3 protein-coding genes are annotated in these 2,808 nt (G+C 39.8%); all 3 read right to left on the bottom strand.

What is annotated here, in order from left to right:
* A partial coding sequence (locus G4407_RS15860; RefSeq protein WP_173689647.1) for a recombinase family protein occupies positions 1 to 391 on the bottom strand: 391 nt, incomplete at its 3' end.
* Positions 388 to 2,079 carry a recombinase family protein gene (locus G4407_RS15855; protein ID WP_173689646.1) on the bottom strand — a complete coding sequence of 564 codons (1,692 nt, stop codon included), beginning with the start codon at positions 2,077 to 2,079 and terminating at the stop codon, positions 388 to 390. The genes G4407_RS15860 and G4407_RS15855, both read right to left, overlap by 4 nt.
* Position 2,080: 1 nt before the next feature.
* Positions 2,081 to 2,808: recombinase zinc ribbon domain-containing protein (locus tag G4407_RS15850; protein ID WP_173689645.1), on the bottom strand; the 728-nt coding region annotated here is incomplete at its 5' end.

The raw sequence follows: 2,808 nt of genomic DNA, 5'->3' as shown, positions 1-2,808 counted from the left end.
TTCCGCTGCTTGCTGCACTGTCATAGCTGTCATTAATCGAAATAAATCGAATCTGTAGAAGTGGAAAAATATATTCAATATAAAATCCAACTTCCAAATAGTCTCTTCCAAATCTGGAAAAGTCTTTCACAACTACACAGCCGATTTCTCCGCTTTTCATGTCATCCTGCAGCTGTTGAAATCCCTGCCTTTTAAAATGAGTACCGCTGACACCGTCATCCACATATTCCAGAATATCCGACTCAGCTACACCAAGCTCATCAATTGCAAATGATTTTAACAGAATTCTCTGAGAAGTTACACTGTCGCTCTCTTTTTTGGCTCTGCCATCTACATTGTCATCTTCTGCGGATAAACGGATGTAAACAGCTGTTTTTCTATGATCTGTCATCTTGACTGCGCCTCCTTCTCTTTCTTTAATTTCTGTAAATCTGCAAACTGATCGTCATATACCAGCTTGATCTCATAATCATACTTACCATGGATAATAATTGAATCCACAAAGGCATCTGCCATTTCTTTTGTCAGCTTACGCTTTGACATATAAGTATGTATCACATTTCCCCAGCCTTCTTCAATGTGGTAATCCTGGGAATACCGAACCTGTGCCGCCAATACTGTGTCCAGACGGCTCTTGATATTCTCAATTTCATTGGAATAGATTCGAGAAAACTGTATGTACTCTTCTTCTGTAATCAAACGTTCCGAGTAATCTTCATATAAATCCGACTTACGCTTACTGATTCGGCTTAGTTCCCGTCGAAGTTTCCCCACTTCTTTATCCAAAAGCAGGTACTGTGTCTGGTTTTTGGAAGCTGCATTCATTTCCTGAATCATTTTTTCTGTATCCAATACGGTTTTCATATGCGTTTGGATCAGGCGAAGAACATCGTCATCCACATATTCTTTTCTGACTCTGTGCCCTTTGCATTGCTTTCCTCCGGATTTATGGTTAGTATTGGCTCCGCAGATATAAAAGAATGTGCCATTTCTTTCTCTGGACAACGTCATGCGGTTACCACAGCCTCCGCACCATATCTTTCCTGTATAGAAATTATGGTTTCTAATAGCCCCATTGTTCTGCTGATGTTTCTTCTTATAAGCTTCCGTATATTCCTGGATTTTAGATTGTACCTGTTGAAACAATTCTCTATCTATAATCCCTTCATGCGTGTTCTCCACATGCACCCATTCACTCTCTGGTCGATTTCTCTGTTTATTTCCCTGGAAAACACTTTGCTGATATTTTCCAAATACTGAATCACCTGTGCAATGAACATCCTGAAGAACTCGTTTCACTTCATAATTGTTCCAGGGTTTTGACTCCGGAAGCGACTTTTCACCGGTTTTATAGAATTTTCTTTGTAAAGTCGGCGATAAAACTCCATCTTTATTGAGCTGTCTTGCAATATCACTATAGTTCCTGCCATCCATATACATAGAAAATATACTTTTCAGATGTTCTGCAGCTTCTTCATCAACAATCAGCTGATGATGGTCTTCTTCTGACTTTCTGTAACCATACGGTTCCCAGGCACTTGTAAATTTTCCTTTTTTCCAAAGAGCTTTTTTTGCGCTGCTACTCTTTTTGGCAAGGTCTTTCGAATAGAACTCATTGATAATATTCTTCAGTGGAACTGTAAGATCCACACCCTCTCTGAAGGAATCGAAATCATCTGTCACAGCCAGAAATCTTACATGGAAAAACGGGAATACTCGTTCAATATAATTACTGGTTTCGACATAATTTCTTCCAAGTCTGGACAAATCTTTTACAATAACACAATTGATTTTTCCATGCTTGATATCTTCCATCATCTGTACAAATCCAGGACGGTCAAAATTTGTACCTGAATAGTCTGAGTCCTTATAAACTTCCGCAACCGAAATATCTTCCGTATCTGCTACAAAGTTTTTCATCAATTCCACCTGAGTTTCTATCGTTCCTCTTTCCAATGTTTCTTCTGTTTCCATTGAAATTCTGGCATACAATCCTGCCCGGAACGGTCTGCTCACCTCTGTCTGGACGGTTGCACTGCTGACTACTTCCGGAATGTTTTTCCTGCTCTTTCGTGCCATTTTATACAACCTCCTTTACCTTGACCTGCAGATTATTATCATCATCTATTACCGTATCAACTCCCATAGCCGGTAATTGATTCAGCAATGTCTGATAACAATCATCAAAATCAAAAGTAATCTCTATATTCTTTTTATCATATACTCGAATTTGCCTGATCAGTTCTACCACCACAGTGCGGGACAGTTCTTCAATATCCTGATACTTCACAAAATAATCCAGCCAGGTATTGGCTTTGTCTGCTTTTTCCAGCTCACTATCCATTTCTTTCTGGATCGCACGGATACTCTCTTCCGCATTTCTAAGCCTCTTTCCATAGGCTGCATGAAGCTCAACATAGTCTTCTTTTGATACAATGCCCTCTTTCATATCCGAATAGAGCATCATCCGTAACTCCTTACAGCGTACTGTCTCCTGTTTTTTCTTCTCCAGCCTGTCCTGCAGCTTCTTCATATTGATCTCCTGAAATGGCACAGTACCAACAAATTCCAGGACTCTTTTCAGGTGCAGGATGTTCTGGATATGCTGTTTCAACATCACTAGTACGGCATCTTCCAGATCCTTTTCCGGTATTCTATGACTAGAACAGCGTTTTGTTTCTTTATTTGTGGAACATAGATAATAAGCATATTTTTTCCCTGCCACAGTAGAAACCTTTCTTGTCATAGGTGCACCACAATCCGCACATACAGCAATTCCGGATAACAGATATACCTGCTTTTGGTCAG

This window comes from Allocoprococcus comes (assembly GCF_013300725.1).
In the GTDB taxonomy this organism is placed as follows: domain Bacteria; phylum Bacillota; class Clostridia; order Lachnospirales; family Lachnospiraceae; genus Allocoprococcus; species Allocoprococcus comes_A.
This window is presented reverse-complemented; position numbering and strand designations above follow the sequence as displayed.

Excerpts from the sequence above, each read along its gene's own strand:
- G4407_RS15855 (WP_173689646.1), bottom strand. The coding sequence starts at position 2,079 with ATGGCACGAAAGAGCAGGAAAAACATTCCGGAAGTAGTCAGCAGTGCA.